We start from the raw sequence: 4,931 nt of genomic DNA, 5'->3' as shown, positions 1-4,931 counted from the left end.
GCCGGGGGCCTCCGGGCCCGGCCCGCTGACCGGGTGGCCCCTGGTCCGGTCCCGCCGGAGCGTGCAGGCTGGAGTCGGGGCCGGCCCCCGGGCACGTGCCCGCCCCGGCGCCCGCCCGGACCGGCCGCCGGAACCCCTGCGCCCCCGGCGTCGGCGGTAGTCTCCGATGATCCGCCCGGCAGACCGGGGCGACGCCGCCCGAGGAGGCACCATGCACGCCACCCCGTACACCGTGAGCGACGTGATGACCCGTGACGTCGCCGCCGTCGGCCGGGACGCCGCCTTCAAGGAGATCGTCCGCACCATGCAGGAACGGCGGGTCAGTGCCCTGCCGGTGGTGGCGGACGAGGGGAGGGTGGCGGGCGTCGTCTCCGAGGCGGACCTGCTGCCCAAGGAGGAGTTCCGGGACAGCGACCCCGACCGCCGCACCCAGCTGCGCCGCCTCCCCGACCTGGCCAAGGCGGGCGCGCTGACCGCCGGGGAGCTGATGACCGCGCCCGCCGTGACCGTCCGGGCGGAGGCGACCCTCGCGCAGGCGGCGCGGATCATGGCGCGGAGCGGGGTGAAGCGGCTGCCGGTGGTGGACGACGCGGGGGCGCTGTGCGGCATCGTGAGCCGCGCCGACCTGCTGAAGGTCTTCCTGCGGGGGGACGAGGAGATCGCGGCGGAGGTGCGCCGGGACGTACTGCCCCACGTGTTCCGTCAGGACGCGGGCGACGACGTCCGGGTGGAGGTGCGGGAGGGGGTCGTCACCCTCGGCGGCCGGATCCGGGACACGTCCCTGGTGCCGGTGGCCGCCCGGCTGACCCGGGCCGTGGAGGGCGTCGTGGACGTACGGTTCGACCTCTCCGGCTGACCGCATGACGGTGCCCCGGACACCGTGGGCGTCCGGGGCACCGTCGGGCGGAGCGTCACTCGGTGATGTCGACCTTGCCGTTGTCCGCCTCGGTGGCCGGGGCCGCGGCGGCCGGGGCCGCCGCCGGAGCGGCCTTGCCGCGGTCGGCGAGCCCGCTGAGCAGCTGCGCGAGGTCCACGCCGGTGGTGGAGCTGAGCAGCTCCATGCCCTGGGCGACGTTGTCGGCGACCGCGCGCGGCAGCTTGCCTGCGCCGTCCGTGGAGATCACCGTCATCTTCTCCACCGCGGACAGCGGCTCGGCCGCCTTGGCGACGACCTGCGGCAGCACCTCGACCAGCATCTGCAGCACGGCCGCGTCGCCGTACCGCTCGAAGGCGTCCGCCTTCTTGTGCATGGCGTCGGCCTCCGCCGCGCCCTTCGCGGCGATGGCGGCGGCGTCGGCCTCACCCTCGATGCGGACGGCGTCGGCGAGCGCGGCGCGCTGCGCCTTCTCGCCCTCACCGGTGAGCCGGGCCCGCTCGGCGTCCGCCTCGGCCTCCTTGACCAGCGCGATGCGCCGGGCCTCGGCCTCCTGCTCGGCCTGGTAGCGGGCGGCGTCGGCGGGCTTGCGGACCTTGGTGTCCAGTTCGCGGTCGGTCAGCGCGGCCTGCCGGGTGGCGACCTTCTCCTGCTCCTGGAGGACCTCCTGCTGCCGTGCGGCCTCGGCGAGCGGACCGGCGGCGCCCGCCCGGGCGGCGGCCTCGTCCGTCTCGGCCTTGATCTCGGCCTGCTTCAGCGCGAAGGTGCGCTGCGCGATCGCGATCTCCTCCTCGGCCTTGAGGCGGGCCTGCTCGGAGGCGCGCCGGGCGACGGCCTCGGCGATGTCGGCCTCCTGCTTGGCGCGGGCGGCCTCGGGCCGGCCCAGGTCCTCCAGGTAGGAGCCCTCGGTGGTGATGTCCTGGATCTGGAAGGCGTCCAGCACCAGGCCCTGGCCGGAGAGGCTGGCCTCGGCCTCCTCGGCGACCTGGCCGGCGAAGGCGGCCCGGTCCCGGATGATGTCCTCCACGGACATCCGGCCCACGATGGAGCGGAGCGCGCCGGACAGCACTTCCTGGGTGAACCCGACGATGCCGTTCTGCTGCATCAGGAACCGCTGGGCGGCGGCGCGGATCGAGTCCTCGGTGCCGCCCACCTTGACGATGGCGACACCCTCCAGGTTGGCCTTCACACCGCGCAGCGTGACCGCGCCCCGGACGGCCACCGGGATGTGCCGGCTGGAGAGGTCCAGGGTGAACTTCTGCTGCACGAACGGCACGACGAAGACACCGCCGCCGACCACGACCTTCTGACCGCTGTTGTCGGTGAAGATGCGGCCGGTCTCGGGATCGGTGGACTTCTTGCCGCGGCGGCCGGTGACGATGAACGCCTCGCTCGGACCGGCGACCTTGTAACGGGTGACGACCACGAGGGCCAGCAGGACCAGGAGTACGACGACTCCGATCACGGCGATCAGTACAGGGCTCATGTAAACGTGGATCCCCTCAGCCTTCCCCGGGGGACGGCGAATCGAATCTGCGACGGACACTTACGGACAGTTGGGAGGGACGGCGGCCCGACGGCCGCGCGGTGGGTCAGCGCTCGACGGGGCGGACGGAGACGGACGTGGCCGACAGGGCCGACTCCACCCAGACCTCGGTGCCGCGCGCCACCGGCACCGCGGACTTGGCCGCCAGCTTCAGCGGCTGCCCGGCGAGATACACCAGCACCTCGCCGTATCCCCCGGCGGGGATGGCGGTCACCACCGACGCCGAGGAGCCGACGAGGTCCCCGCCGCGCGGTGCGGCGGCGTCCTGGTCGCTCATCAGAGCCCGGCTGAACCGCCAGGTCAGCCAGCCGGCGGCGACGCCCGTCAGCACGCCGACGGCCGTGGCACCGGTGACGCCCAGGCCCGTCGTGCCGAGGGTTATGGCGCCGCCGAAGCCGAGCATGGACACGAAGCCGGCGATGACGGGCAGCGACAGGAACCCGTCGAGCATGCCGTCCAGCACACCGCCGAACAGGCCCTCCAGGACCCCGTCGAAAATCAGCGAGAGCAGCAGCACGACCAGGCCGGCGATCCCCAGACCCACGAACCAGTTCATCCGGGACCCGCTTCCACTCGACGACCTCCCGCCTCTCCATCGTGTCATGACCGGCGGATGTCTTTCATTGCCTGATTCCGGCAGTCTTTACGCGTTCTTGATGCCGCCTTCTCCCGGACCTGCCCGTTCCGCCCGCGGACGGGGGCTCAAGTCGGCCACGTGGAGCGAGCGAAGGGGCCCCCGGGCGCCCGTCCCCCGGGCGGGGAGCGGGACGGACGCCGGCCGGGCGGAAATCTTTGCCAGGCCCCGGCAGTTCCCCGGCCGCGCGAGCCCCTACACCCGGCACGAGCGCCGGATGGGCCCCGGCGGGGAGGGTGCCCGCCCGGCGCCCGGTCATGTCCTCTTTGACCGGGCCCCGTTGGCGGCGGGTGTCGTCCCCGGTCAGGTGGGGGTGGTCCAGCCCGGTGCCGTCCTGGCCCAGGCCGCGTCCCAGGCGGCGAGGTCCCGGCGGCGCAGTGCGAAACGGGCCACGGCGTGCGTGGCGGCCCCGGTGAGGACGACGCCGAGCGCGGCCAGCAGGGCCCAGCCCATGCTGCGGCTGCGGACGTCCCCGTCGGTCAGCGGTGCCTGCGTCGCCTCGCCGTCGGTGGTGACCCAGATCCGCAGCGGGCTGTCCGCGGGCATGCCCGGCGGGACGTCGGCCGTCGTGGTCCGGGTGCGGCCCTCCCGGGTGACGACGCTGACCTCCGCCGGGTAGCGGGTCTCCTTCTCCTCGTCCGAGCCCGGCTCCGGGTGGCGCGGGACGTCGTGGAGCACGGTCGCGGTCGTCTCGTAGCGGGTCCGCTCCTGGTGGCGGGCGACGCCGTCGTAGTGCCGGTGCGCGAGGTCGGCCGCCACCACGGCGGCCACCGGGGCGAGCACCAGCACGGTCAGCAGCACCCCGAGCCCGAACCAGGTCCGCAGCGTGTCCGTGCGGCGGCGCAGCGGGTTGCGCCGCCGCGGCGCACGGCCGCGGGGCGGATCGGGGGGCTGTGCGGGAGGTATCTCGCCCGCCACGTGGTGCTCCCTTCCGGGGTGGTCGCGCAGGGGTACAGGGGCAGCAGGAGGAACGGGAGGCGGGCCGCGCCGGACGTCAGACGGCGCCGCCGGCCGGGGGATGGTGGTGCTCGGCGGCCAGCAGTCCGGCGGCCCCGCGGACCGCCGCGGTGTGCGGGGACGTCACCGGCTGGACCGGGCAGCCGAGCCGGCCCGGCAGGCTGTGCGTGACCTCGGGCCGCAGGGCGCCGCCCCCGGACAGCAGGACGCCCCGGCGCAGGGCGGTACGGGTCACCGAGGTGCGGTCCTGCCGCAGCATGGCGGTCACCATCTCCACCACGGCGTCGGTGATGCGTTCGGGGGGCGTGCCGTCGCCGAGGTCGGCGGTGCCGAGCGCGGTGCGGCGGGCGTCGGTCACCGCGCCCCCGGAGAGCAGCACCACCTCGGTGAGGTGGGCGCCGATGTCGACGACGAGCAGCGGCTTGGCGTCGTCGGCGCCCGCCGCCAGGGCCACCGCCCGCGCGCCCGGGACGGTGATGACGGCGCGCGGGCGGAGGATTTCGACCGCCGTACGGGCCTCGGTCCGGAAGGCGAGGCCGTCCAGGACCGGGGCCGTGACGACGACCAGGGGGCGGCCGAACCGCGGCATGCGGTGGCCCAGCAGCCGGTCGAGCATGCGGGCCGTGCCGGCGGTGTCGATGATGGTGCCGCGCTGGATGGGGTGGATGGCTCCGTTGCCGGGGAACGTGACGGTGGGGACGTCGAGGACCATGCCGCGGCCGGCGATCCAGGCGCGGGTGCGGGCGCTGCCCAGGTCGAGTGCGATGCCGGAGCAGCGTCGGCACAGCGGCCAGTGCGTGTGCCGCCCGGACACCGGGCGGGCACGCCGGGTGACGGTCACGGGACGGCCCTCCGTTCGGTGCGTTCGCCGGCCAGGGGGTGGCGGCCCGGGCGGGAGGTGGCCGCCCGGGCCGGGGGCC

Annotated in this window: 5 protein-coding genes; 1 reads left to right on the top strand and 4 read right to left on the bottom strand. The window is 75.2% G+C overall.

What is annotated here, in order from left to right; all coding sequences use genetic code 11:
- Positions 1–211: 211 nt before the first annotated feature.
- Positions 212–856, top strand: coding sequence for a CBS domain-containing protein (locus G3I53_RS04790; RefSeq protein WP_164338143.1), 645 nt, complete (start codon positions 212–214; stop codon positions 854–856).
- 55 nt (positions 857–911) lie between these two features.
- Here G3I53_RS04790 and G3I53_RS04785 read toward each other — a convergent pair whose 3' ends face one another.
- The 4 genes from G3I53_RS04785 to G3I53_RS04770 form a co-directional block, all read right to left on the bottom strand.
- Entirely contained in the window at positions 912–2,360 is a 1,449-nt protein-coding gene (locus G3I53_RS04785; protein ID WP_164338144.1) for a flotillin family protein, read from the bottom strand.
- 106 nt (positions 2,361–2,466) lie between these two features.
- Positions 2,467–2,976 (bottom strand): hypothetical protein, encoded by a 510-nt coding sequence (locus G3I53_RS04780; RefSeq protein ID WP_164338145.1) that lies wholly within the window; start codon positions 2,974–2,976, stop codon positions 2,467–2,469.
- A 381-nt stretch (positions 2,977–3,357) separates the two neighbouring features.
- On the bottom strand, positions 3,358–3,972 hold the full coding sequence (locus G3I53_RS04775; protein ID WP_164338146.1) for a hypothetical protein: 615 nt from the start codon (positions 3,970–3,972) through the stop codon (positions 3,358–3,360).
- A 76-nt stretch (positions 3,973–4,048) separates the two neighbouring features.
- Positions 4,049–4,852 (bottom strand): rod shape-determining protein, encoded by an 804-nt coding sequence (locus G3I53_RS04770; protein WP_164438042.1) that lies wholly within the window; start codon positions 4,850–4,852, stop codon positions 4,049–4,051.
- Positions 4,853–4,931 lie beyond the last annotated feature (79 nt).

Source organism: Streptomyces sp. SID14436 (assembly GCF_010548465.1).
GTDB lineage: Bacteria > Actinomycetota > Actinomycetes > Streptomycetales > Streptomycetaceae > Streptomyces.
The sequence above is the reverse complement of the archived record's forward strand: the minus strand, read 5'-3'. Positions and strand labels throughout refer to the sequence as shown.

Coding starts and splice junctions, on each gene's coding strand:
- G3I53_RS04790 (WP_164338143.1), top strand. CDS start 212: ATGCACGCCACCCCGTACACCGTGAGCGACGTGATGACCCGTGACGTC.
- G3I53_RS04785 (WP_164338144.1), bottom strand. CDS start 2,360: ATGAGCCCTGTACTGATCGCCGTGATCGGAGTCGTCGTACTCCTGGTC.
- G3I53_RS04780 (WP_164338145.1), bottom strand. CDS start 2,976: ATGAACTGGTTCGTGGGTCTGGGGATCGCCGGCCTGGTCGTGCTGCTG.